The organism is Pontibacillus salicampi, assembly GCF_042434395.1.
Classification (GTDB): Bacteria; Bacillota; Bacilli; order Bacillales; family BH030062; genus Pontibacillus; species Pontibacillus salicampi.
Window position 1 is genome coordinate 412,551 of record NZ_JBHLTP010000011.1, and the last position, 25,293, is coordinate 437,843.

Annotated in this window: 26 protein-coding genes; 9 read left to right on the forward strand and 17 right to left on the reverse strand. The window is 40.7% G+C overall.

The window, feature by feature from the left end:
* Window positions 1-64: 64 nt before the first annotated feature.
* Both ACFFGV_RS14140 and ACFFGV_RS14145 read left to right on the forward strand, forming a co-directional pair.
* The gene (locus ACFFGV_RS14140) at window positions 65-1,321 is read left to right on the forward strand and encodes an MFS transporter (RefSeq protein ID WP_377349007.1); all 1,257 of its coding nucleotides are present in this window, start codon (window positions 65-67) and stop codon (window positions 1,319-1,321) included.
* 255 nt (window positions 1,322-1,576) lie between these two features.
* Window positions 1,577-2,671: a Gfo/Idh/MocA family protein gene (locus ACFFGV_RS14145; protein ID WP_377349010.1), complete on the forward strand. Its 1,095-nt coding sequence runs from the start codon at window positions 1,577-1,579 to the stop codon at window positions 2,669-2,671.
* Window positions 2,672-2,773: 102 nt separating this feature from the next.
* Here ACFFGV_RS14145 and xsc read toward each other — a convergent pair whose 3' ends face one another.
* The 5 genes from xsc to ACFFGV_RS14170 form a co-directional block, all read right to left on the reverse strand.
* A complete protein-coding gene (xsc, locus tag ACFFGV_RS14150; RefSeq protein WP_377349013.1) occupies window positions 2,774-4,552 on the reverse strand; it encodes a sulfoacetaldehyde acetyltransferase in 1,779 nt (592 codons plus the stop codon).
* Window positions 4,553-4,583: 31 nt separating this feature from the next.
* Window positions 4,584-5,777, reverse strand: a complete 1,194-nt coding sequence (locus ACFFGV_RS14155) for an iron-containing alcohol dehydrogenase family protein (protein ID WP_377349015.1) — start codon at window positions 5,775-5,777, stop codon at window positions 4,584-4,586.
* Between the two features lie 91 nt (window positions 5,778-5,868).
* Window positions 5,869-7,782, reverse strand: a complete 1,914-nt coding sequence (locus ACFFGV_RS14160) for a TRAP transporter large permease (protein ID WP_377349018.1) — start codon at window positions 7,780-7,782, stop codon at window positions 5,869-5,871.
* Between the two features lie 24 nt (window positions 7,783-7,806).
* Window positions 7,807-8,865, reverse strand: a complete 1,059-nt coding sequence (locus tag ACFFGV_RS14165) for a TRAP transporter substrate-binding protein (protein ID WP_377349020.1) — start codon at window positions 8,863-8,865, stop codon at window positions 7,807-7,809.
* A gap of 87 nt (window positions 8,866-8,952) precedes the next feature.
* Window positions 8,953-9,669, reverse strand: coding sequence for a GntR family transcriptional regulator (locus ACFFGV_RS14170; protein WP_377349022.1), 717 nt, complete (start codon window positions 9,667-9,669; stop codon window positions 8,953-8,955).
* Between the two features lie 362 nt (window positions 9,670-10,031).
* Here ACFFGV_RS14170 and ACFFGV_RS14175 point away from each other — a divergent pair, with 362 nt between their 5' ends.
* Window positions 10,032-11,090 carry a YeiH family protein gene (locus ACFFGV_RS14175; RefSeq protein WP_377349023.1) on the forward strand — a complete coding sequence of 353 codons (1,059 nt, stop codon included), beginning with the start codon at window positions 10,032-10,034 and terminating at the stop codon, window positions 11,088-11,090.
* 90 nt (window positions 11,091-11,180) lie between these two features.
* The gene (locus ACFFGV_RS14180; protein ID WP_377349025.1) at window positions 11,181-12,122 is read left to right on the forward strand and encodes a selenium metabolism-associated LysR family transcriptional regulator; all 942 of its coding nucleotides are present in this window, start codon (window positions 11,181-11,183) and stop codon (window positions 12,120-12,122) included.
* A gap of 152 nt (window positions 12,123-12,274) precedes the next feature.
* Here the strand turns inward: ACFFGV_RS14180 and ACFFGV_RS14185 are convergent, their stop codons facing one another.
* From ACFFGV_RS14185 to ACFFGV_RS14200, 4 genes are all read right to left on the reverse strand, one after another.
* A complete protein-coding gene (locus ACFFGV_RS14185) occupies window positions 12,275-14,389 on the reverse strand; it encodes a TRAP transporter permease (RefSeq protein WP_377349027.1) in 2,115 nt (704 codons plus the stop codon).
* Entirely contained in the window at window positions 14,382-14,918 is a 537-nt protein-coding gene (locus ACFFGV_RS14190; RefSeq protein ID WP_377349030.1) for a DUF1850 domain-containing protein, read from the reverse strand. The genes ACFFGV_RS14185 and ACFFGV_RS14190 overlap by 8 nt, the downstream gene beginning before the upstream one ends.
* Window positions 14,919-14,994: 76 nt before the next feature.
* On the reverse strand, window positions 14,995-16,002 hold the full coding sequence (locus tag ACFFGV_RS14195) for a TAXI family TRAP transporter solute-binding subunit (protein ID WP_377349321.1): 1,008 nt from the start codon (window positions 16,000-16,002) through the stop codon (window positions 14,995-14,997).
* Between the two features lie 362 nt (window positions 16,003-16,364).
* Window positions 16,365-16,865, reverse strand: coding sequence for a phosphatidylglycerophosphatase A family protein (locus ACFFGV_RS14200; RefSeq protein WP_377349324.1), 501 nt, complete (start codon window positions 16,863-16,865; stop codon window positions 16,365-16,367).
* Between the two features lie 255 nt (window positions 16,866-17,120).
* Between ACFFGV_RS14200 and ACFFGV_RS14205 the strand changes: the two genes are divergently transcribed.
* From ACFFGV_RS14205 to ACFFGV_RS14220, 4 genes are all read left to right on the forward strand, one after another.
* Window positions 17,121-17,855, forward strand: coding sequence for an alpha/beta hydrolase (locus tag ACFFGV_RS14205; RefSeq protein WP_377349033.1), 735 nt, complete (start codon window positions 17,121-17,123; stop codon window positions 17,853-17,855).
* 100 nt (window positions 17,856-17,955) lie between these two features.
* Window positions 17,956-18,471: a YjcG family protein gene (locus ACFFGV_RS14210; protein ID WP_377349036.1), complete on the forward strand. Its 516-nt coding sequence runs from the start codon at window positions 17,956-17,958 to the stop codon at window positions 18,469-18,471.
* 6 nt (window positions 18,472-18,477) lie between these two features.
* A complete protein-coding gene (locus tag ACFFGV_RS14215) occupies window positions 18,478-18,903 on the forward strand; it encodes a GNAT family N-acetyltransferase (protein ID WP_377349038.1) in 426 nt (141 codons plus the stop codon).
* A gap of 180 nt (window positions 18,904-19,083) precedes the next feature.
* Complete coding sequence (locus tag ACFFGV_RS14220; RefSeq protein WP_377349040.1) at window positions 19,084-19,758, forward strand: DUF421 domain-containing protein; 675 nt, start codon at window positions 19,084-19,086, stop codon at window positions 19,756-19,758.
* On the opposite strand, the gene ACFFGV_RS14225 is transcribed toward ACFFGV_RS14220, so the two are convergent.
* From ACFFGV_RS14225 to ACFFGV_RS14250, 6 genes are all read right to left on the reverse strand, one after another.
* A complete protein-coding gene (locus ACFFGV_RS14225; RefSeq protein ID WP_377349042.1) occupies window positions 19,755-20,669 on the reverse strand; it encodes an MBL fold metallo-hydrolase in 915 nt (304 codons plus the stop codon). The two genes, ACFFGV_RS14220 and ACFFGV_RS14225, sit on opposite strands and share 4 nt — an antisense overlap.
* A gap of 83 nt (window positions 20,670-20,752) precedes the next feature.
* Entirely contained in the window at window positions 20,753-21,067 is a 315-nt protein-coding gene (locus tag ACFFGV_RS14230) for a hypothetical protein (protein ID WP_377349045.1), read from the reverse strand.
* A gap of 343 nt (window positions 21,068-21,410) precedes the next feature.
* Window positions 21,411-21,635 (reverse strand): hypothetical protein, encoded by a 225-nt coding sequence (locus ACFFGV_RS14235; protein WP_377349047.1) that lies wholly within the window; start codon window positions 21,633-21,635, stop codon window positions 21,411-21,413.
* Window positions 21,636-21,641: 6 nt separating this feature from the next.
* Window positions 21,642-21,776 (reverse strand): hypothetical protein, encoded by a 135-nt coding sequence (locus tag ACFFGV_RS14240; RefSeq protein WP_377349050.1) that lies wholly within the window; start codon window positions 21,774-21,776, stop codon window positions 21,642-21,644.
* An 80-nt stretch (window positions 21,777-21,856) separates the two neighbouring features.
* Complete coding sequence (locus ACFFGV_RS14245; RefSeq protein ID WP_377349052.1) at window positions 21,857-22,201, reverse strand: DUF1360 domain-containing protein; 345 nt, start codon at window positions 22,199-22,201, stop codon at window positions 21,857-21,859.
* Window positions 22,202-22,335: 134 nt separating this feature from the next.
* Window positions 22,336-22,611, reverse strand: a complete 276-nt coding sequence (locus ACFFGV_RS14250; RefSeq protein WP_377349056.1) for a hypothetical protein — start codon at window positions 22,609-22,611, stop codon at window positions 22,336-22,338.
* 278 nt (window positions 22,612-22,889) lie between these two features.
* Between ACFFGV_RS14250 and ACFFGV_RS14255 the strand changes: the two genes are divergently transcribed.
* Window positions 22,890-23,342, forward strand: coding sequence for a CotY/CotZ family spore coat protein (locus tag ACFFGV_RS14255; protein ID WP_377349059.1), 453 nt, complete (start codon window positions 22,890-22,892; stop codon window positions 23,340-23,342).
* Between the two features lie 139 nt (window positions 23,343-23,481).
* Here ACFFGV_RS14255 and ACFFGV_RS14260 read toward each other — a convergent pair whose 3' ends face one another.
* Window positions 23,482-24,135 carry a CotO family spore coat protein gene (locus tag ACFFGV_RS14260; protein ID WP_377349062.1) on the reverse strand — a complete coding sequence of 218 codons (654 nt, stop codon included), beginning with the start codon at window positions 24,133-24,135 and terminating at the stop codon, window positions 23,482-23,484.
* A gap of 216 nt (window positions 24,136-24,351) precedes the next feature.
* Window positions 24,352-25,131: an enoyl-ACP reductase FabI gene (gene fabI / locus ACFFGV_RS14265; RefSeq protein ID WP_377349065.1), complete on the reverse strand. Its 780-nt coding sequence runs from the start codon at window positions 25,129-25,131 to the stop codon at window positions 24,352-24,354.
* Window positions 25,132-25,293: the final 162 nt, after the last annotated feature.

The following is a 25,293-nucleotide window of genomic DNA, read 5'->3' on the forward strand; positions in this document are numbered from 1 at the left end:
GCTATTGTATTGCGGAGACCCTCCCCCTTAACAGAAGGTACAACTAAAAAAAGGAGTGTATGATTTGAGTTCTAAAGCACTAGTTATTCCTCGACTATCTACTATGATGTTTCTTCAATATTTCGTACTTGGGACCTGGTTTGCCACTATAGGACTTATCCTTAGCAGCCATGGATTATCGACCATTGTCGGAACAGCATACTCTGTAGGAGGCATCGCTGCCATCTTGTCTCCAATTATAATCGGTATGATTACCGATCGTTTCTTTTCCTCACAAAAGGTACTAGGGGTAGTTAATCTATTAGGAGCTGTTGTACTTTGGATTATGCCCGAGCAAATCTATAATAGTAACGCTTCGATTTTTTTAATTCTAATGTTTTGTTACATGCTGTGCTACAATCCAACGTATTCGTTAACCAACAATGTCAGCTTCCAGAACATCAAAGACACTACTAAATACTTTCCTATTATTAGAGTTTGCGGCACAATCGGCTTTATTGTGGCAGGCCTGTTTATCGGAACACTTGGTTACTCCAACAGCCCCATATCTATCCAGATTGGAGCAGTCATATCTGCATTACTAGGGCTTTATTGTTTTACCTTGCCTGATACTCCCCCTCCAGCCAAGGGAAAACCTTTATCGATTCGAGATATTTTCTGTGTTGATGCTTTTTCATTATTAAAAAAGAAATATTTCTTCATTTTCATATTAGGAACAGTGCTGTTATTTATCCCTAAAGCTGCCTATCAATCCTATGCCTCTGTCTTATTAGGCGATATGCAAGTGAGTAACATTGCTTCTGTACTAACCATTGGTCAAATGTCTGAAATACTTTTCTTATTACTAATGCCTCTCTTCTTCAAACGCCTCGGATTTAAATATATGTTTATCATTGGTATTACAGCTCATCTATTACGATGTGTTTTATTTGCCTTTGGTGCATCGGGTGAAGTCGTTACTCTAATTTTTGCTGGGATAGCACTTCATGGGCTATGTTGGGATTTCTTTTTTGTAAACGGATACATATACACAGAAAAGAAAGCAGGTCCTCATATGAAAAGTCAAGCCCAAGGACTGCTCATTATGTTCACGCAAGGCTTTGGTATGTTCATCGGTGGCGCTGTGTCTGGCTTCCTTTACAATAATACTGTAACTGGAGAAGGAGGAAGCTTACTCTCTCAATGGAATTCCTTTTGGTTATACCCGGCTTCCATTGCACTAGTGGTAGCTCTAATCTTCTTATTCTTCTTCCATGACAAGGTTAGTAATCAAGAAAATAACGTAGAAGAAAATACAACCTCAAAAGAGCTTGTTAATTAGGGAAGGTTAGTGCCATCACCTATCAGAAGAATTGGGGAGGAAGCAGGATGATATTTGTTTGCCCTAAGCATGTCGTACAAGGTATTAATCTATTACAGGTGCCGCATGTTCACAAAACCCATATACACGCGAAGTGTAGATTCTGTTCTCAAATAGCTTCATTGGTACTTCATTACGATATAGAACGAATAAAGACTAGAAAACGAGATATTAGGACACGCATGCTCCAAATAAAATAAGGTTGGTGAATAAAGGTTGAGTAAACTGAAAGTTGGAATTATAGGCTGCGGGGCTATCGCCAAAAACAAACACATGCCCGCCCTTATGAAAAAGAAGGATCAGGTTGAGGTAATCGCATTTTGTAACAGGGATAGGAAAAAAGCAGAACAAATAGCCAAAGCATTTCACATTAAAGAGGCACAAGTGTATTCTGACTATCATTCCTTACTTGCGAACAAAGATATAGATGTGGTGCATATTTGCACACCCAACTTGTATCATAGCCCTATCACTGTTGCGGCATTGCAAGCTGGAAAGCATGTCATGTGTGAAAAACCAATGGCTATCAATGCTCTAGAAGCAGCAGAGATGGTACAGGCTGCAAAGGAATCAGGTAAAAAGTTAACGATAGCATTCCAGAATCGTTTCCGAGAAGATGCATTACTCTTGAAACAATCATGTGAAACAGGAGAGTTAGGAGATATTTATGCAGCTAAAGCTCATGCAGTAAGAAGAAGAGGAGTACCAACCTGGGGAGTCTTTATGGACAAAGAGTTACAAGGAGGTGGACCATTAATTGATATTGGAACTCATGCACTCGATTTGACTTTATGGTGCATGAATAATTATGAGGTACATTCTGTTACAGCTTCTACTTTCCATGAGCTAAAACAACAAAACCTCACTAACCCCTTTGGTCCATGGGAGCCAGAAACCTTCCATGTAGAAGATTCTGCATTTGCATTTATTAGAATGAAAAATGGAGCTATCATCTATTTGGAAACGGCCTGGGCTTTAAATACTTTAGATGAACGAGAGGCCATGACCACCCTATTTGGTACAAAAGGTGGGGCAGAGATGCAAAGAACCTCATGCGGTACCCACAATGAACTTATCTTGAATGGCGAAAAACACAAGCACCTTTATGAAACAAGATTCCAACATGCTGCAGATATAGATTTTAATCAAGCAGAAACCAACACAGTAGCAGATAGAGAGCTCTCTCAGTGGATTAATGCCATCATAGAGGATACATCACCTCTTGTAACCCCTCACCAATCTCTTGTAGTTGCTCAACTAGTAGATGCAATATACAAGTCCGCAGAAACTGGAGAGACTATTTACCTCTAGGGTTTAGGAGATTGTTTTGTGTATTATTAAGTAACATTAAATTATTACTGCTAAAACGAAATATTATGTGGCCTTATGATACATAAGGCCACTTGTCATATGTTATTCTTTTCCCCACTCACTATAATCCAAGTGCTTGTATTTAGATAGATAGCGAGTCGGCATCTTAAGAGCATCCTTTCTAAACGGAGGTGCTAGTTGGGTGCCATCAACGTGGATATCTATAACAGTTGGTTTATCTGATTCAATTGCCTTTGCAATTGTCGGTCCAACGTCTTCTGGTTTATCTACTCGAAAGCCTTGCGCTCCCATAGATTGGGCCACTTCCGCAAAATCCGGTGCATCAATGTCAGCTCCGACAAATCGGTTGTTATAATAATCCACTTGATTCTTCTTTTCTGCACTCCATGCATGATTGTTAAACACACAAGCAATTACTCCTATATTTTGTTCTACTGCAGTACTTACTTCATGGAGACTCATTCCCCATGCCCCGTCTCCTACAATAGCCACAGCAGGGCTGTTTGGATCTGCTAGCTTTGCCCCAAGTGCTGCTGGATATGCAAAACCTGTATTACCAAAAGTAAGTGCAGCTATATGCTTTCTCCCCTTGTTAAACTTCAAATAAGCATTTGCGGTGGATGATACATTTCCGATGTCTGTTGATATCGCCGTGCCTTCTGGTACAGCTCGCATTAATTCTAATAGAGCTCTCCTTGGGTTAATTGGGCTGCCAGGTTCCATTGCTAGTTCTACTAGCTCGTTCTCCCATTCTTCTTTTAAGGTAGTAATTTCCTTTATACGCTCATTGTTATTTGCAGGTTGAGGCATTTGACCTTGCAAACCATGAAGTATTGCTTCGCTCGCTGCCCGAGCATCCCCAATTATACCTACTTCTACTGGATGAGTCCTGGCGATATTTCTCGGGTTAATGTCTACCTGAATGATATCTGCTTCTTTTGGGAAATAGTCAATATCATAGCAAGGTAAGGTACCAAACACTGAAAGTCTTGTTCCAATTGCTAAGACCACATCTGCTTTCTTTAATGTGTGCATCGCCGATTTGGCACCCATATAACCAATCGGTCCGACCGATAATGGATGATTATCTGGAAAAGCATCATTGTGCATATAGGAAACGGCCACAGGAGCGGTTACATGCTCAGCAATTTGCTTAACAGTTTCTATACCGTCAGAATCCACTACTCCTCTACCAGAAATAATGACTGGATATCTAGCATTCTTTAACATTTCTACAGCACGTTCAACTAATACAGGGTCACCGCTTCCTCTCGAATCGGTTCTATATTGATATGGCTCGAGAATTCTGTCTTCTAATTCACCGTAGAAGTAGTCTCTCGGGATATCAAATAACACAGGACCCCTCTCTGCATAAGCAATACGAAATGCTGTTCTCAAACAATCTGCAACCCTGCTTACGTGTGGAACTTGGACAGTTTCCTTGGTAATGCTTTCAAATACAGAGACTTGGTTACACTCTTGAAAACCGTCCCATCCAACTGTTGGTGTACCAGCAGACGGTGAAATAACAACCATCGGAGTGTGAGCCTGATTTGCTGCAGCTACGGAAGTAACCATATTTGTAATGCCTGGACCATTCTGCCCTACTACAACCCCTGCTACACCTGAAACTCGTGTATAAGCATCTGCCATATGGGCTGCTGACTGCTCATGACGGACTGGCAAGAATTTAATTCCTGCTGTTGGAAGTAAATCAAGCATATCCATAAAAGCTGAACCAAGAATACCATAAACTTGAGAAACCCCCTCTGCTACGAGTGTCTCAACAATTGCCTCACTAGGCGTCATCTTCACTTTTTGACCTTTTACTTCTTGTTTACGATTTGTCACTTGTACCATTGTATCTCCTCCTTCATTCGGTTACCTTAACTTATCGTGACGTACGGACCAGTTTGGTTTCTTTCAGTTTCTCTAACAATGCAACAAAGACATCTTCAACATCTTGTTTTGTAGGTATTTTCCTATTGGTTTGTATTCCATTTCCACTTAACGCTTTGTCAGCAAGATTTGAAATATTAGCCTCCAATTCTTCTATATTAATGAACTTCAAACCGTCTTCAAAAATATGAAACCTATCATTGAATTGTTTTATTCTCACCACTGCGCTATTAGCCAAGTAGGTCTTATCATGATGATTTTCTTCTCCTAGAACAGTAGCAATTTTAGCGTACCTATCTGTCGCTACCTCTAATCCAAACTCCATTACGTATGGCAATAACAATGCAACACTCAAGCCATGTGGCACATGAAAATTAGCACCCAGTGCCCTACCTGCGGCGTGGGCTAAATTTGTAGAAGAGTTCGAAAAAGCAATTCCAGCATACCAGCTACCAAGCAGCATATTTGTTCTGGCTTCCATATCTTCCGCTTCCTCGTATGCTCTTGGCAGTGCTTCCCCAATTAACTTCATAGCTGTTATTGCAAAGTGATCACTTACCTCATTTGCGCGATTGGATACGTATGCTTCCATCGCATGTGTTAGAGCATCTAATCCTGTATATGCAGTAATAGATTTTGGAAGTGACTTTGATAAATTAGGGTCCAATATAGCACCATCTGGTACTAAATCCTTATGACCTGGATTCATCTTTATTGAAGTAATAGAATCAGTTATAACCATGACTTTAGTAGCTTCAGACCCTGTTCCAGCAGTAGACGGAATAGTTAACAAAGGAAGTCGTTGTACTTTCAATTGAAATGGAATATCACCATAAGAAGTATCTTGACTATAGCCAAAAACGGCAACAGCCTTCCCTAAATCTATGGTACTGCCTCCCCCGATTGCTATAACACAATCAGCACCTACCTTATTCAATCTGTTTAACGCTGCTTTTACATGATCCGTAGTAGGTTCCCCTTGATAATCAGAGAAAACTGTACATTGTAGACTATTTTCTTTCGCAATATTTTGAATTTTTTTCTTGTACTGCATGGTCGAGCTGGCGAGAAAAGAATCCATAATGACGAAAATATGCTCTCCTTGTAGTTCCTGTACAAGTCTCCCCAACTCTTGAATACTATCTGCTCCTAATTCAAGATGTTTTGGCAACGTAAATGAACTCATATACTACCTCCTTATAAAATATAGAGAGAAGCTTATTTGGAGGGCTTCTCCTACTATGACATAGACTCATTACTATGCTCCTTTCTATCTTTTATTTCATAAAGCTAACTAACCATAAGCTAACAGAAGGGATATACGTTAGAATAATTAATACAAACAACATAGTTAGTAGTAGAGGAATTACAGCATGAATTACTTTCTCAATATTTATCTTAGCTACTCCCGCCGCAACAAATAGATTTACTCCAACTGGTGGGGTAATAAATCCAATGGCAAGATTAAATACCATGATAATCCCAAAATGGATTGGGTCTATTCCAAGCTCTATTACCATAGGCATTAAAATTGGTGTCAGTATTACAATAGCTGCCAATGCCTCTAATACAAAGCCAACAACTAAAAGAAATAGATTAATAAGCAGAAGTATCACGATAGTATTTTCACTGATTCCGAGCACAAATGTCGCTACAATTTCAGCCATCCGCTCAAGTGTAATGAGCCTGCCAAACAAAGTAGCCATAACAATCAGCATAATAATAACGGAGGATGTTACCCCTGCTTTAGATAAACTCGTGTAAAGAGAACGCCAATTTAAATCTTTATAAACGAACATTCCTATAATTAACCCGTAAGCAGCCGCCACTGCAGCAGCCTCTGTAGGTGTCATAACCCCTCCATAAATACCTCCTAAAATAATAAAAGGGACAATTAATGCTAGTTTCGCATCCCAAAATGCAGTGAATGCAGACCGTAGGCAGAAGGTTGTTCTTTCTCCCCTCCATCCATTCTTTTTGGAAATCAAAAAGCTGACGACCATTAATGCAACTCCTGTTAGAAGACCTGGAAATATGCCAGCTATAAATAATTTTGAAATAGATTGTTGGGCAGACACACCATAAATAACAAAAGGGTTACTAGGTGGAATAATGACCCCAATTGAACCTGCAGTTGCAATAATAGCCGTTGAGAATGCGATACTGTATCCTTGCTTAACCATAGTTGGGATCAATATGGTTCCTATTGCAGCTACGGTTGCAGGGCCTGAACCACTTATCGCCGAGAAGAACATACTCGTTACCACCGCTACTAAAGCGAGACCTCCTGGTAGAAAACCTAGTAGTTCGTCAGAGAGCTTTAACAGCTTTTGAATTATCTTCCCGCCCCCCATGAGAATTCCAGCAGCTACGAAAAATGGGATAGCCATGACTGGAAAATTATCAATACTAGTAAAAGCTGCTTGAGAAAAGAAATTTAGTGGAATAGCTCCTGTAGCCATTGCCGTTGCCAGTGTAGAAATCCCCAACGCGAATGCAATAGGCATTCCAATTAGAATAAAAATAATGAAATAGCCAAACAACAATACAACGATTTCAGACGGTCCTAATGTTAGAAATGGTAGACATAAAGCACTTGTAATAAGGATAGAAATCCCTACATCCTTCCATACCATTTTCTGAACATCTTCCCATGCAATCTGGATGATTCGCATTAATAGTACACTAAATCCAATGGGAACAGCGCTGTAAGGTATAGCCATAGACATCCCTAGAGCTGGAGAGGTTTGATTCATCTCTATTTGCATCAAGATCATCTGAAATCCCTTGTAAATAAGAACCACGCTAAAAATACCCATGAATATTGAAGTGGCGAATGATAGAGACTGCTGTAAATGATAAGGTAGTCGTTGAACCAATATGTTCACTTCAATAGACTCTCTTTTTTTTATTGCTAGACTAGCTCCAAGATAGGATATATATATGAACATATAACGGGACACTTCTTCTGTCCAAGTAGTTATATTTCCAATCTCTACAAAAGGGAGTATGTAGCGATTTAAAACTTGTAAATTAATCAAAATAATAAAGGAAAGAAAACCTCCAACAATAAACACTTCTTCAAACTTATCATTTACCAATTGAATTAACTTTTTCGCAAAGTGTTGTTTTCTGTAATTTATAGGATAACTACTACTAGTTTGCTGTCCATAAGAACCTCCTTCATTCAATTCCATCACCTCATTTGTGATTTTTCATTCTTGGAATACTTCTTTTTTGGTCTTCCCTAATGTATTTAGGATGAGATTCACATATTCAGGATCTGCTTTTCCTTCTCGTACAAATTCCTTCCAAACTGGCTTAATTGACTGATGCCATATCTTCATTTGTTCTTCTGTGGGCTCGTATATTTCAATTCCAAACTGTTGAAATTTTTTCCTTGCTTCTTCTTCTTCCATATTTGCAAGTTCCCTTTGCCAACTAACTGCCTCTTCTCCAGCTTCCATAATAACTTGTTGATGTTCTTCAGAAAGGCTCTTGAAAATTTCCTTATTCATAAGGACGATATCAGAGCTGTAATTATAGTTCACTTCAGTAGCATACTGTAATACCTCTTGATGTTTTGTATCCCATAATAAGGAATAACTATTCCCTTCTCCCTCCACTGTACCTTGCTGGAGAGCAGTAAATACTTCTTGCCATGCAATCGGGGTAGGGTTTGCCCCAAATGCTTCAAAATCTGCTTGCTCGATTGGTGAGCTAGTGGTTCGAATTTTCAAACCTTCTAAATCAGAGGGTACCTGTATAGGCTTCACATTATTTACAATCTGTCTAAATCCATAATCGGGAAAAAAAATAACTTGAAAACCTTTTTCTGATAATGCCTTTCGTATAACATCCCCTGGTTCACCATCAATAGCTTGATACACCTCTTTTTTTGACTCAAAGATATAGGGTAAATCCCACGCATTAAATAGCTTTGTAAAACTAGACATGTTAGGAGTGGAGGAACTCGCTAAATCCAATGAGCCTTGCTGTGCTCCTTCTATCACCTCCCGGTCACTCCCCAACACCGCATCATGATAAGTCTCTATCTCAATTTCTCCATTTGATTTCTTTTCTACTATTTCAGCAAACTTATCAATACCTTTGGACACAGGATGACTGGCAGCTTTGGATTGACCAAGTCTCAAAACGATTGTTTCTCCTGATGCCTTTGCATCTTGACGATTCATACCGTATCCAACTAGCAACATACTAAAGGCTACTATAATTGTAATCGTTACAGCATAGCTGTTAACCCATTTTTTCAAGTCGTTCCCCCCTTGAATGATAACGCTTACAATTTTGTCCTTACTCATTATGACGTACGGACCAGTATTAACAAAAATTATTCTTGTTTACCCCATACGTTTTGTCTTAATTCTAAATACGTACATATCTGGTCTAAAATAAGCTCGGTAATATTCAACAACTTCCCCAAATGGATCTGTAATAACACGTTCTGCCTTTAAAACACTAGATTGCGGTGATACTTCTAAATGTTTACTCTCGTTAGGTTGAACAATCTCACTGGAGATAAACTGCTCTGCTTCTGCAAGCTTAATATCAAGCTCCTGCTCCAATAAATCGTATATAGTACAGTACTCTAAATCATATTCCGAAAGCTTCTTTCCAATTGAGATAGGATAATAATGCTTTTCAACAGCTACTGGCTTCTCATCCGCATATCGTAAACGCTCAATTCGAAATATGTCATCGTGATCAAATAAACCCTCAATATCTTCCTCTGTTTCCTCTCCCGCAAACAATAATTTACTTCCAGCACTCATTTCCATGTTTTCCACTGTTTCTGTAAAACTGTTTAATGAGGATAGCCATTCATGTACAGGTGGTTTTTCAGAAATGAAGGTTCCTCTACCATGAATCTTTTTTAGCGTCCCTTCTTGAACTAATCTCGAGACCGCTTCCCTCACTGTCGTACGACTTACAGAAAAGCGCTCCATCAATTCTCGTTCACTTGGGATTTTTTCTTGATATAGTCCCTTCTTAATTTCTTTCTCCAATATGGTGCTTATTTGAATATGTAGTGGAATTGGACTGTCTGTGTGGACCATAGCGTTCCTCCCAAAAAGTCTTGATTACTGAATTACATTCATTTAAACACAAGAAGTTAAAAACCTCAATTAATTTCTGAATATTTTGTTATTTGCATTATTAATAAATGCTATATGTTTTTTTGATAAATAACAATAAGTAGATATCCAACACAGATTAAGTTTTCAGTGTTTAACTATTGATCCATGATTTCACACTCATTTATGCAAGTACTCCTCCCTTTCTTTATACTTTAATATATTCAAGTTCTGTCATTTATCAAAATTCATAATAAACTGCATTAGGAATTGATATAATCGCATTCTGTAAATCTATGGTACGTTAAATGTAATCACTACCGAGAGGAAAAGGAGAGTGTGAAATGGAACAAACAGAATATAATTACCATAATCAGCATCATCAAATTGGTTCAACCAATGCAGAGCGCTTTAAAAAAATACTTCCCTTCGCAGGAGGAATTGTCTTTACTTTTTTCATCGCCATGCTAGGGTATGGGTTAGCTGAGTTAAGAGGGTTCTCCTTTGTAGGTCCACTTGCTTGTGCCATTGTAATTGCCATAACGTGTCGTCAAATCTGGAGCTATCCGGAACAACTCCGCTCCGGTATTGAATTCTCTGCAAAGAAGTTGCTCCGATTTGCCATTATTCTATATGGGCTCAAGCTCAATATGTCAGTAGTCTTTCAAGAGGGGATGCCATTGATGGCAAGAGATGTGGGAGTTATCGCTTTTTCTATTGGCGTCACTATGCTCATTGCACGCTGGCTCAAAGCAGATATGACGATTTCTATGTTGCTAGGAGTTGGTACTGGGGTATGTGGTGCAGCCGCTATAGCCGCTGTCAGCCCTATTTTAAAATCGAAGGAAGAGGATACAGCAATAGGGGTTGGAATCATTGCATTAGCCGGTACGGTCTTTGCTCTTCTATACACTTTAGTACGCAATATACTACCCATAAGCGCGGTAGACTATGGAATATGGTCTGGCATTAGCTTACACGAGATTGCTCATGTTGCCTTGGCAGCCGCTCCCGCAGGTGAAGATGCTTTGGCTATGGCGTTACTTGCGAAGCTTGGCCGTGTTTTTTTACTGGTACCCCTATGCTTCATAATGGTGTATTGGATGAAAAGAAAGCAGCATTCTTCTGATCAGGATAAAACACCTGTACCTTTTCCTTGGTTTTTATTGGGATTTATTGGAACGAGTCTACTAGGTAGCTACGTCTTTGGTACCTATATCCCTATTTCAGAGAACGTTCTATCCGGAATCAATAACATGTCCACCTTCATTCTAACAATGGCAATGGTCGGACTAGGTTTGAATGTAAGCTTTAAAGCCATTCGATTAAAGGCACTTCGACCCTTTTTAGCTATGCTATGTACTTCCGTATTGTTATCCATTCTCACTTTTTTTCTTTTGTAAAAAGATTAAAGGGATTTGAAACAAAAAAAGAGAATAGGGTGAACAGGGGGGAAACCTGCTATTCTCTTGGAATGGAAAGGAAAGATGCTATTGAACTTTACTCAGTTAGAAATATTTCATACTGCAGCTATTAAAAAGAATTTTTCTGAAACTGCCAAGACGCTCCATATGTCCCAGCCAAGCGTAAGTATGTACATCCAACAGCTGGAAGAGTCATTAAATACAGTATTATTTAAACGTACTACAAAGAAGATCTATCTCACCCCAGCCGGTGAATTGTTGTTTCAATCCGCTGAGGCAATCTTAAACAAGGTCCATGATACAAGAAAACAATTACAGCAACTTTCCGAATCAATCCATGGAAATTTGATTATCGGAGCCAGTCTCACAATCGGTGAGCATATTCTTCCTTATCTATTTGGTGCCTTTAAACAACAATATCCAGACGTTACCATCGTTTTGAAGATATACAATTCAGAGCAAATTATTAAGAAGCTAGATAATGGAGAAATTCACCTTGGGTTCATTGAATCAATGATTTCTTATCCTGAATTTGTCCAGGAGCCATTCATGGAGGATGAGTTAGTGATCATTTCCTCCTGTACAAAACCATGGACTAAAAATGAATATATTACACCGGAGCAGCTGTTCTCCATTCCCTTTATCATTAGAGAAAAGGGTTCAGGGACGAGGCAGGTAATGGAAGAAACGCTAAAACAGAACCAACTGAATCCCGCGAAACTACAAACGATACTGGAGCTAGAAAATACCGAATCCATCAAATCAGCAGTAGAGTCCGGAATGGGGATTTCCATATTATCTAAAGCAGCTGTTCAAAAAGAATTAACCTTACCGTCCTTACACCAATTAAGTATAGACGATATAACACTTCAACGATCTCTTTATTCTATTTATAAGAAGCATCAAATTCCTTTGTCAGGAGAAGCGTTCCTGCAATTTGTTCAGGAGCATATTACAGACGATAGGCTCCCATTCAATCATTTCTCTCCATCACCTATTCCACATCAATGATATACATACCATACCAAATAAGTCTCCTAAGATAACAGCAACAACCCACTGTCCCAAGACTAGATCGTTCAATGTACATAAAATTGGTCCTGAAAATCGTTATCCCTAAAAAAACGCATGTGCTCTGCAATGAGAGACACATGCGTTTATGCTTATGCTTCTTGTTTCGTTGGTTTAATAACCGGCTGACCAATCATATCCTTTTTATAAAGGAACTGAGCAGCAATGAGTGCCGTGAAACCAGCAAGACCCACTATGTCAGAAACAATGTTAGGATATATCAGCGCAAGACCTGCTGCAACAGCAAGAACTCGTTCAATCCAATACGTTTTACGATACCAGTATCCAATCATTCCAGCTCCTATGGCCATCATACCTGTAAGTGCTGTGAATAGAACCCATATGAGCCTTGGAATCGTTGTATCTATCATAAGCAGTTCAGGGCTCAATACGAACATGTATGGAATGATAAACGCTGCTATAGCTAGCTTAGCCGCGTTGACTCCTGTACGTATTGGCTCTCCGCCGGAAACCCCTGCTGCTGCAAAGGCTGCCAGGGCAACTGGTGGTGTTATATCTGCCACTATTCCAAAGTAGAATACGAATAGATGTGCTGGTAGATCATTAATACCAAGCAGAATTATGGCTGGTGCTGCAATGGTGGATGTAATTACATAGTTGGCCGTGGTTGGAGAGCCCATTCCTAAGATAATCGCTGCAATCATCGTAAAGAATAATGTTAGTAATAGGTTACCGCCGGCAAGGTCTACCAGACTGTTTGCAAGCTTCAGTCCAAGTCCCGTTTTTGTAACCACCCCAACAATGATACCAGCTGCAGCGGTGGCGGCTACTACGCCTAGTGCGGTCCGTGCACCATCCACAAGGGCCTCTACTGAATCCTTAAAGTTGCCATCAAATAAATAGCTTACTAAAATGGTAACCATCGCGCCCCACACAAGACTGTTGGAGATGACTGCTTCAGGAATTCCTCCGTCTGTCACTAGCTTTACTACAGGATAGGCAACAGCTCCCCCGACAAACGTTCCGATGTACAATTTACGAAAGCGTTCAGGACGAAGCAAGCCGACAACAATCGTTGTTAGGATGCCGTAAAATGCAGACATTACTACACTTAAACCGGATGCTAGGAAGAAAATAATAGCGAAGATCGGCGCTAATAAATAGAGCTTCTTGAATACTTCTTTTCGATCCGGCAGCTCTTCATCGGCCATGCCGCGTAAGCCTAAGCGCTTCGCTTCATAGTGGGTCATAATCCAAATACCAGTAAAGTAAAGCACTGCAGGAATGGCAGCTGCTTTCGCAATGGTCCAGTAGTCAATGCCGATGAATTCAATCATTAGAAAGGCTGCTGCTCCCATAATCGGCGGCATGAGCTGTCCTCCAGTAGAGGCCGCTGCTTCAACCCCACCAGCGAATTCCTTACGGTAGCCTAGTCGCTTCATCATTGGTATTGTGAAAGAACCAGACGTCACTACGTTCGCAACAGAGCTTCCGCTAATCGTACCTTGAAGTGCACTGGAAAATATAGCCACCTTTGCCGGTCCTCCTGTACGTTTACCTGCAAGCGTGACTGCTAAATCATTGAAATATTGCCCAACCCCTGTTTTGACAAGGAAGGACCCAAATAATAGAAATAAGAAGATAAACGTGGAGGACACCGCAAGTGGTGTTCCAAGTATTCCTTCTGTTGTAAAGTACATGGATTGTACCAGATTATCTAAGTCGACTCCTCTGTGAACAAGGAAGCCAGGCATCTGACGGCCCCAGTAGGCATACGCAAGAAACAGCGCAGCTATAATAGTGATTGGGAGACCAACTGCACGCCTAGTTGCTTCTAAAATAAGTACAACTGCTAATACCCCAACATAAAAATCCATTTGGGATATCTCAGCATTTTGAATGAGTTCATTATACTTAAGAGGCCAGTAAGCACCGACACCTATGCCAAGAACGGAAAGGATGTAATCATACCAGCTTAACTTTCCTTTAGCTGCTTTCCGTTTCGTAGCTGGAAATAGGAGAAAGATTAAGCCTAATCCAAAGCCAAGGTGTATTGGGCGGTGAATTTGAGCTGGCAGACGGTCGAATACAGTGAACCATAGTTGATATAAGGAGAATGCCAATAGGCCAAAAAAGACGATTTTAGCTAAAAGGCCAGTAAGCTCGCGTGAGCCGGATTCTTTGTCGTATTTACTTAGGATTTCTTTTTGCTGGTCCTGTGAGAAGGACGGATCTTGATTACTCAAGCATACTCACTCCTTTCCAGAGCTGCCACCTGTTCAATCGCTTTGCGTCGATTATCACATCGGTTCCTGCTCCAACGAATTCTTTTAATAGATAGGATTGGTTTTGGTAGATAATTTGATGGTCGGCCCTAACTTGGCCCACTGATAAGTTTAACTCATCAAAGGGCTTTGCATGCTCACTTTTTTCAATGATATATTTGCCATCCTCCATCTTAAAGACGTCATCACCATGAGCATCGGAGGGCATACCAATAGCTGTATCTTCATACACAAGCTTGGTAGGCTGCAAGGAATTCCCTTTAGCCTGATAATACTCTGAAACGCCAGATAGGTGTACAGAGTGGGTATATTGGATTTGAAAGGTTGTGTTTTCTTTCACTGGGAGATAGGCCAGAAGCTGACCCGTTCTTTGCTTTTGAAGGGAAAGTACATAGTGGTTAGGATAAAAGATAAATACGGAGAGCACCGTGATAATTACTAGAATTATCGATATGATTATTCCCCACTTACTGTATGTCTGTCGTCTCATTCCCTGTCCCTCTTTATAGCAGGAAAAGATAGACCAAACATATTGGCCTATCTCTTCTCTACTACTCACATTTTTTCTATTCTTTGCTGATACCTTTTTCATCAAAATACTTCTTCGCGCCTGGGTGAAGGTCAATTCCTACTCCCTCTAGAGCGCTATCAGCAGTGATGAATTCCCCTTTAGAGTGGGAGATAGCATCTGTGTTTTCGTAGATGGCTTTCGTCATGTTGTAGACAAGATCTTCACTTAAGTCTTTGTGGGTTACGAGCATAGCTTGAACTGCCACGGTTGTTACTTCGCTTTCCAAGCCATATGTCCCAGACTTAATAGAATCTTGTGCATAATAAGGATATTTCTCTTTCAACTCATTAATTTTCTCTTCGGCTACTGGTACGATGTTCACATCAGTAGTGGCAGCTAATCCTTCTACCGCGCCAGTTGGAGTACCAGAGGTAATGAATGCTGCATCAATGTTCCCATCTTGTATACCGGAAGTGGATTCTCCAAAATCAAGATTCTGCGCATCGATGTCATCTACACTCATTCCATGAATCTCAAGGATGTTCTCTGCATTAGCACGTGTTCCAGAGCCTGGAGCACCGATGGATACCGTTTTCCCTTTTAGGTCTTCTACAGACTCAATACCAGAATCCTTCGTTGTTACAATTTGAATTGTCTCTGGATAAAGAGAGCCAATAGCTTGTACATTATCAATTTGATTATCTTCAAACATTAGCTTACCTTCTGCTGCATAAGCCGCAATATCCGTTTGAACAAAAGCAATTTCTCCATCTTTATCTGCGAGCTTTTTCATGTTTTCAACAGAAGCACCAGAGGAAGTAGCGTTGGCATCTACATTATCAACATTGTCATTGATTACGGTTGCAAAGGTTCCGCCAAGTGGATAATATGTACCTTGGTTACCACCTGTCAGAATGCTGACGAATTGCTTTTCGCCACTGTCTCCGCTGCCTTCATCTCCACCGCTTTCGTCTCCGCCATCAGAAGTACCGCCGCCACATGCCGCGAGCACTAAAGAAAGCGCTAACATAAGTAATAAGCTAAAGAATCCTTTTTTCTTCATCATATAAAGACCCCCTTAAATAATAGTCGTCGCTAGAGTATTTTAGCAAGGTTGTACATAAAAAACAATATTTATGTGCAAAATTAAATGCTTGACAGAAGATCCTGTCCCTTTCTTGGAACCAAAATTATTATCTTTTTGGCACACCTTCTTAAAAGGCATCACTCCCCGACGTTGACACTTCTTGCCATCTTTCATTATCCAGTTCTTTCTAATTATCTTATCACCTTTTGCATGATTATGCCATGCTATTTAAGAATATAACAGCCTAATTCTCTCCCGTTTTCCTTTAGGTGCATAATGGTTAATTTTATTCGAATGAAACAGCTCCCTCCCCATTAATGAAGGGAGCTGTTATACTACTAACTCAAGAGATCTTCCTCATCACGCCTTTTACGTTTTTCATCTTCCAAGTGTTCATCATGATCCCGTTGCCGATGTGCAATACGACCAGATGCATTGGCTGCTATACTTGCGACAATATCGTCTAGGAATGTATGAACCCCATCGACAACTTTGGTGTCGAGGCGCTTGATAATACCAATCTTCTGCTTATCAAGGTGGCCGTATGTTGTGACGGCGATACTACCATAGCCAAATACTGCTCCCAAACCTATCGTTTCATCAATTCCAAATAAGCCTTCGTCTGATTCAACAATTTGCTGAAGCGGTTGGGACAGCTGATTATTTTCTGCTAATTTATCTAATTCCACACCTACTAATATAGCATGTTGTATTTCTCTCTTTTCTAATACACGATCGACGCTTTCGTAGCAATCATCCATAGACAAGGTGTCATTATACTCGGCTTGCATATCATAAACCACACGAGCTATGTCTTCTACCGTTACTCCTCTTTCCATTAATAAAGCACGCGCCGCTGACTCTACATCTTTACTGTGAACTTGTTCGTTATTTACTTGTGCCACGATTTCGTCCTCCCCTTTTTATGTTGACTCCTAGTCTATCATAGTAATGTCTTGCTGCATTGTAAAAAGTCTGCATTCTTTCTATTGGATTGGTTTATGATACACTAGAGGTATTGAGCGTTTATAGTATAGATTTTACGGGAAGGGTGTAGGATGACTTCCTGGTTATTGGAAGGAGGAAATAATTGTATGGGAAGAGATGGAACCATGGTGGATTACACCATCGACAGTCAGTACTTAAACGAAGCTCTAACGGTAAAAGTGTACAAGCCGTCCTCTTTCTCCCCTTTATATAAGTATCATGTGTGTATCATGCAAGATGGGGATGATTATATGCAGCTCGGACGAATTGCTACCTTAAGTGACCGCTTCCATGAGGACGGTTCAATAGAAAATACTATTTTTGTCGGTATTCATTATCAGGATAAATATGACCGTCGGGAAAAGTATCATCCAGATGGGGAAAAATTCACTGCTTATATGAAATTTTTAGTAAATGAAGTTGTCCCGTTATTGGATGAGGAGCTTCCTACGTATCACATGGGTGGTTCGCGAGCATTAATGGGCGACTCTCTCGGTGGAACCATGGCACTTATGACAGCGGTTAAATACCCTAACACGTTTGGAAAAGTGATAATGCAATCTCCACTCGTGAATAACTATGTCATGGAACAGGTAGAAGAGAGTACGGAGATTGGTACGATAGACATTTACCATACCATTGGTACAGAAGAAACAGAGGTACCTACCACAAGCGATGGGTATCAGGATTTTCTAACTCCGAACCGTAAGCTCAAGCAGCTCTTGGAGGAGAAATGCTCTGCTTATACGTATCATGAGCTTGACGGCGAACATACATGGAAATTCTGGCAAAAGGACTTAAAACGAGCACTTCCAACTATGTTTAGTGCTGAAAATCAGTAAATTTTCACACGCTAACTGTCAGAAAATTTGATATAATAGAGTACATTCTCATTCATCTAACACGACATAACGATCTTTTCATAATATAGGAGGTATTCGAATGAAATATGGTGTTGCCATTTTCCCGTCGAAAAAGATTCAGGATGTAGCTAATTCCTATCGGAAACGCTACGACCCGCATTATGCGTTAATTCCGCCACACATCACCATTAAAGAGGCTTTTGAACTACAGGAAGAAGATATAGAAGAAGTTGTCAAGCAGCTATCAGAAGTAGCAAAAAACACAAAGCCTTTTTCCCTTATGATTCATAAACTAAGCACCTTCTCCCCTGTAACCAACACTATTTACATGAAAGTGGAACAGGTAGAAGAATTAATGAACCTGCACGAGCGTTTGAACAAAGCTGATCCCATCCCGGAAGAGGATTCTTTCTCCTTTGTCCCGCACATTACTATTGCGCAGAAGCTCTCAGATGACGAACATTCTGATGTATATGGAAGCTTACAAATGCAAGGCTTTGAGTTTGAAGAAACAGTTACTCGCTTTCAGCTCTTGTATCAGCTAGAGAATGGATCATGGACAGTATTTGAAACATTCCGTATTGGTGAGGGGTAAGTTAACTTGATAATAGAAAGAGTAACGAATGCAGAAAACATTAAAGATGCCTACTACGTAAGACAAAAAGTATTTGTAGAAGAACAAAACGTTTCTTTGGATGAAGAAATGGATGATTTCGACCCTGTTGCCGAGCATTTTGTTGGATATGAAGGAGTCGAACCTGTGGCAGCCAGTCGCCTTCGCTTCGTTGACCATTATGGCAAGCTAGAGCGAATCTGCGTCATAAAAGAGCTGCGAGGAACTTCCCTTGGTAAGCAAATGATTCTCTATATGGAAGACTACGTGAAGCAGCAAGGCTATGAGCACACTAAGCTGAATGCCCAAACTAGGGCGCTCGGCTTTTACGAATCTCTTGGCTATGAAGTGATTTCAGAGGAATTCATGGATGCAGGTATTCCTCACAAGACTATGGTAAAAAAGCTCGGCTAATATAGAACGCCCAAGTGTATAGGCACTTCGGGCGTTTTTTAATGTTACCTTTTTCCTCTTACAGGTTTATCGTAAAAAGCAAAACTTATTATCTGTAGTATGTTCTCTCCTCTTTTTGGTGACAATGAAATGATGTATAAGTAGTGTCTATGAAATCGGCCAGAAAGGATGAGGGGGACATTGATTTACGGACAAATATTTGTAGAGACGCTAATAGGCTTTTTGTGCTTATTTGTACTGACTAAATTCCTGGGAAAATCTCAAATAACACAAATAACAGCATTCGATTTCATTGCTGCGCTTGTCCTTGGGGAGCTGGTCGGAAACGCGCTTTATGATCAAGAGGTGGGGATACGGCAAGTGCTGTTTGCCGTATTCCTTTGGGGACTTCTCATTTATACAACGGAAATGATCACCCAAAAGTTTAAAGGGACAAGGGGGCTGTTAGAAGGAAGACCGAGCATAATCATCTACCAGGGTCACATCCAAAAGGAGCAGCTTACCAAAGGAAAGTTAGATATAAATCAGCTACAGCATCTACTTCGTTCTAAAGAGGTCTTTTCCATTCAAGAGGTCGAGTACGCGGTATTAGAAACAGATGGAACAGTATCCGTATTGAAAAAATCGCTGCAGCAAACACCGTCTCGTGGAGACTTTGATATGCAGCCAGAGCCCGTCCCCCTTCCTCGGGGGATTATAACAGATGGAGAATTTATATGGGACAACATAAGGGAAGCAGGTCTGACAAAGGAATGGATTATGGGAGAGCTTGCAATCCATCAACTATATGATGTTTCAGATGTCCTATATGCAGAATATAAAAAAGGAGAAGCCTTGTATGTCGTTCCATACTAAGCTTCTCTTTTTTCTTTATTTTTGAGTTGGAACATCCAGCGGTATTGATCTATTGAGTATTCCACTCGTTCTTGCTTCAATAGCGCTATTAAATAACCAGTAACAGCCGTCCGGAACAAGAGCCATTGAGCTAATTCCTTCACACGAACCTGGAAAGTTTCGCACATATAAGCAATAATTGCCTCATGACTAACAGGCTCATGGTCTTCAATATATTGCATCATCATATGTAACAGCTCGTGATGGTATGCAATATTAGCATCTACTGTCGGATGGAAATCCATCTCATACTCGCCATGTCCAGGCACAGCTCCATCACATTGTATATCTTTGACTCTGTATAGGCTTTGAATTGTATGATACGCATCCGTTAAGAAAGGTATTCCATGCTTTTGTAAGTTATCTTCACTAAAATAGGCATCGCCTGCGTATAAAGTGTCATGAATTAAGACAGCAAGTTGATAATAACTATGGCCCGGCATCATATAGGTGGTGAAATGAAATCCATCCCGCTCATATACACCTTCTTGCAGTACCTCATCAATAAATATCGGCTTTCCCTCCAGAAACTTATTGCGAAGCTCTGGTAGAGGGTCGTTGCCCCCAAATAAGTAAAGAGGCTCTAAAGAAGGATTACGGAGGATTGCCTCTTCGTAATAAGGAGCAAATGTGTAAATGGATCGGTCCTGCTGCAGGTAAGAGCCTCCCCCATAGTGATCGGAATGAGCATGGGTGATAAAGAGATGCGTTACCGGCAGTGATTGCTCATCAAGCTGTCTTAATACTTTTTTCATCGTTTGGGTATCAATTCCGGCATCGACAAGCATACCCGAATCACCTTTACGGACATAGCCTATGTTCACAGCACCCTTGAAATAATAACAATAATCATTAATTTGTTTTAGTTCCATAGGCTAAACAACCCCTTCGACATGTTTGAAAGTATGTGTGTTCAGCGCATCTGACCGTGGTAGAAGCGCTGTCCATCCCACTGTTACACACTTTCGTTAAAATGCCGACCGATTCCTGTTAAGTCTGCGTAAATTTTGTGAGATTTACCAGCATGGGAGCTATTTGGAGTGAAAATTCGATTCTCTGCTGCTTCTGGTTTCGGTTTGTGGTGACTAATTTGTTCGCTAAAATGCTGATATTCCTTCCTATCCTCTTCTCTTGGCTCTTTATCACGCAAGTACTCCTGCAGGTCTAGCCGTACAAGAGGATCAATGTAAAAACGATCAGGCTTTACAGGCTCCATACGATTTCGATAGTCATTATACTGTTGATGTGTAATTGGTAGAATGTATCCCATACCTTCTCCTCCTCATCTTTCCTACTATCTTTCTAATACCCGTTTCCTGTATTATCTATTCTTCTTTCATTCGGTAATCCCTACTCAAAATGGGCAATACCCGAAAAACAGAACTTTCGTATGAAGCGCTTACAACACTTTTATACTATATTTAATACTCTATCCTGTAGGAAAGTCCTGCTCTGCTGCTAAAAAATTTAACATAGAGGTCTTTGTTAAGACTGAAAGCCCTAGTGTTGAGCTGACCCCTCCAAGTAATCATTTTTTTCAAATTTGAAGTCAAAGTCGCATTTCAGAATAGAGCCAACACAAAAGAGCTTCCTAAGCCTTAGCTCAAGAAGCGTTATTCTTCCATCTTTTTCTCTAACTCCTGCATACTCTTTTCAATATTGTTCATGGCTTTATCAAAATCAGGGTGCCAATCCTCATGCCATTGATCAAAGTCCTTTTCGAACTTCTGGTGCTTTCGTTCAGGAAATTGGAGCCAGCTTTCCTTTTCCCCAAGATGTTTATTAATGTCATGAAACGGCTTCATCCAACGAGGTTCGAAAATTCTTATGCGTCCCATAGTGAATTACTTCCGCCTCTTTCCACAACCGCAGCCACTTTTCTTCTTTAGTGGTTTCGGTGCATTCGCATTTGGCCGCTCCTGTGTTTGGTTTGCAGAATGAGTAGCGTTCTTCGTCAGTACCTTCCTGTTGACTCTCATGGTCCCCACATCCTTTCACAAAGAAAAATCCTACGCTTCTAGTGTATGTCTCCGTTCCTCTCTATGTCTGGGTTGCTTTCCTACTCCCTCGGAAAAATATGCGCTAATAACGAGGCACCGCCAGCAACAGCAAAAATTACCACTAGGGGCTGTATAGGGGGAGCATATAGGAAGGTCAACAGGATGACAACAGACACCCAGAAGCCTGTACACCAATGACAACTTAACAACTCCCCTATGAATGCTTGAAGGCCTGCCCCTTTCACTTCAATGTATTCCTCTATTTCACCTTGAGCGTTTTCTTTTCGAATGGTGTTATGAAAAGGACGTCTCATCCAGTCCATTATGGTGTCATAGACTAAGAGATTGGTAACCCGGTAGCTTGCCAAGATTAATATAACTAGCTCCATCCACGTAAATACCAAAAGGGTAATCCTCCTTTCCTTGTAGTGTATGTCTTATATAGAAAGAACTTGATAGCTTTTTTTAAGGGGATATGTAAAAAATCCTGCTATTGGATGGATAGCAGGACGTCCGAAACACGATAGATGTTAGGGGGTTATATCCAGGAAAACGGACGGCGCTCTGGCTCTTCGTCGTCTCCTTTGTCTTCTTCAACCTCTTCCACTTCATCCTTCTCTTCTTCCTCAGCTTCTGCTGCTTCTACGCTACGTGGTCCAGGTCCAAATAAGTTATCAAACGGGCCACGACGATATTCTCGATCGTCTTCTGCTTCTTCTTCCCGATCATACCGCTTACGCGTTGGCTCTATTACAACATTATCCGCTTGAATGATAACTTCATCTACTTTAATGACTCTTTTTTTCTCAGACATGCCATATCACTCCTTTTGATGACTTAATCGATACTATCCTATGTAAATAACCCAGCTATGGTATGGGCGCGTGCCTCTTTTTTTCATTATGTATGCTTCATTGCGGAATAAGCAGAAAAAAGAGCCCGAGTGGATGGCGCTGGACATCTCCCTAAAAAAAAGTATTACATTCGCCCGATACCGTGAAAAAATACAGGCTTTCGCCCACACAAAAGGGGTAGTAGCACATATTCTATTAAAGACAATAAGTCAATTACACAAGAAAGGGGAAATGACACATGGGTTGTGGCAAAAAGTTTGATTCTGAAGGCTGCGTATGTGACATCCTTAAAGAGATCGTAGATGCACAAAACGACGTATCTGATGATTGTAACTCAAGCTGTGAGCAATCAATCAATGACTTGCTAGGTGACACTGGAGGTTCTAACAAAGACACAGTACCAGTGCTTCTATACTGCAAAGACTGCAAACCTTTCAAAGGGTTCGGTGCACGTCGTAATAACATCGGTGACGTATTAGAAAGCTTCTACTTCCGTGTGAAAGAAGTAGACGAAGATTGCGAATGTGCGCTTCTTGAGCTGCTAATCGATCCAGATGCTAAAGATGACGATCCAAAATCTCCAAGCAAACAAAAAACAGATAACCTTCGTGCAACAGGCATCTGCATTACAGTAGATCTAAGCTGCTTCTGCCATATCACTTGCCTTCCAGCTATTAACGCTCGCGCTTAATCGAACGGCGGAGAACGCTAATGCTAAACATCTTAGTACCAAGACAAGGCGCATTGTCCTACCGGATGAGGCGCACTAGAATGTACTCATCAATGGAAAAAGCCAGCCTCCCATCTAGCGGAGACTGGCTTATTTGCAGCTAAAATCCCTTTAACTCAATATCTTTAATTTCCTCAAAAGGCACCTCTATCCGGAAGGGACGATGGAGGATTTTCATATGAACGACACCATCCTGGTAGTCTTGTATCCAACCACGGTAGTTTTTGTCGCTTGTAGCAACTTCACATTTCATTCTCGGTACTTGAGAAGGTAGGTTAACGAAGTAATCAATCTTCTCTTCCAAGTCCATTTCTTTAAACTTGCTTCGTCTTTTTCGATTGGAGAAGGAGACTTTTCTTCTTTCGTCAGCCTCGTACTCCTCTTCCGCTTCTTCGTCATGCTCCACTTCAGAATCAATAGTAGGTGGTGTCACATCGAAATCATCAAATACATCTCTATGGTCGTGATTTGTTTGCTCAGGTGGATTATCGAAAAAGCTATTCCCCTGGTCCGGCTGGTCAAAATATCCATCAAACCTTCTTCTCTTTTTCCGTTCTACTGTATGAGTGGCAGTTTCTGTTTGAGATGGACTTTCCTCTTTGTTTGTTGCTTCCTTATTGGTATCCCGCTTTGCCGACATTTTTTTCGGACGTTCCGATCGATAAGTGGACTGCATGGTAGGTTCGTTAGATTGAAATTCAGGTTGAGTGATATATAGCATCGGCTTTCTTGCTTTATCATCTTTTCTCGCCATTGAACACACTCCCCTATACATAATCCTTCTTTTTACTATATGCATAGAAGAGTCCATATGTGCCTATTTTTACAGAAGCAGTCACGAATGCTACAAACATGGGTGCTTTTTTTATACACCAAAGAGAGCCAATAAATACACCATGAAGCAGCAGAGCGAATTACCACAAAAAACCCCCTGCACTCAGCACGGAGTCAGGGGGAGAAAGGTGTAGGATTAACGTCCAATAATGTGGAAGCCGGAGTCTACGTGGATAATTTCTCCAGTCACTCCACGAGAAAAGTCACTTAATAGGAAGTAGGCTGTATCGCCCACCTCTTCTTGCGTGGTAGGTCGGCGCAGAGGTGCACGTTCTTCAATATCCTTTAGAATGGAATTGAAATCGCCAACTCCTTTAGCCGATAATGTACGAATTGGTCCAGCAGAAATAGCATTCACGCGAATACTGTGCTGACCAAGACTTTCCGCAAGATATTTGACACTGGCGTCTAGACTAGCTTTCGCTACACCCATTACGTTGTAGTTCGGCACTACGCGCTCGCCGCCAAGATAAGTCAGTGTTACAATCCCGCCACCTTCAGCCATTAGAGGCTGTGCAGCACGGGCAACGGCTGTTAAAGAATAAGAGCTGATGTTGTGTGCTGTTAGAAAACCATCTCGGCTTGTGTTAAGGAAATCACCTTTTAGCTCTTCTTTGTTCGCAAATGCAATACAGTGAGCTAGTCCATGAATTATTCCTACATCCTTTTGGATATGCTCAAACGTTTCCATGATGCTCTCATCATCGGTTACATCACACTGATAAAAGAGAGATTCTTCCCCACCTTCAAGCGTTGCTGCAAGATCACGAACAGACTTTTCAAAACGCTCGGCAGCGTAGGTGAAAATGAGACGAGCTCCAGCATTATGAAGGGATTGAGCAATTCCCCAGGCAATACTACGTTTATTCGCTACGCCCATTACTACATATGTACGTCCTTCTAATGAAAAATTCATCATTCTACCTCCTCATGGTTTTTGTCCTATTCATCATATCATAGATTTTATTTTTAATACTTGTTATTAGTACCTGATACTATTTTATACGAACTTCTAACGAAATACAAGTACCACGTGTGATGGGACAGATGTAGCATATGCAGAGAAAGGAATGTATAT